Consider the following 620-nt stretch of genomic DNA (forward strand, 5'->3'; position numbering starts at 1 on the left):
CCCGTGTGGGGAAGCCGTAGCGAAAGCGAGTCCGAACAGGGCGGTTTAGTAGCGCGCTCAAGACCCGAAGCGGAGTGATCTAGCCATGGGCAGGTTGAAGCGGCTGTAAGAGGTCGTGGAGGACCGAACCCACCAGGGTTGAAAACCTGGGGGATGACCTGTGGTTAGGGGTGAAAGGCCAATCAAACTCCGTGATAGCTGGTTCTCCCCGAAATGCATTTAGGTGCAGCGTCGTGTGTTTCTTGCCGGAGGTAGAGCACTGGATAGGCGATGGGCCCTACCGGGTTACTGACCTTAGCCAAACTCCGAATGCCGGTAAGTGAGAGCGCGGCAGTGAGACTGTGGGGGATAAGCTCCATGGTCGAGAGGGAAACAGCCCAGAGCATCGACTAAGGCCCCTAAGCGTACGCTAAGTGGGAAAGGATGTGGAGTCGCACAGACAACCAGGAGGTTGGCTTAGAAGCAGCCACCCTTGAAAGAGTGCGTAATAGCTCACTGGTCTAGTGATTCCGCGCCGACAATGTAGCGGGGCTCAAGCGTACCGCCGAAGTCGTGTCATTGCAGCATGAGGGCCAACGCCCGCTGTGATGGGTAGGGGAGCGTCGTGTGCCGGGTGAAGC

At 58.1% G+C, this 620-nt stretch carries 1 rRNA gene; it reads left to right on the forward strand.

The features are described from left to right. Window positions 1-620, forward strand: a 23S ribosomal RNA gene (locus IEY95_RS48480); the annotation flags it as partial.

Source organism: Streptomyces albiflavescens (assembly GCF_014645835.1).
Taxonomy (GTDB): domain Bacteria; phylum Actinomycetota; class Actinomycetes; order Streptomycetales; family Streptomycetaceae; genus Streptomyces; species Streptomyces albiflavescens.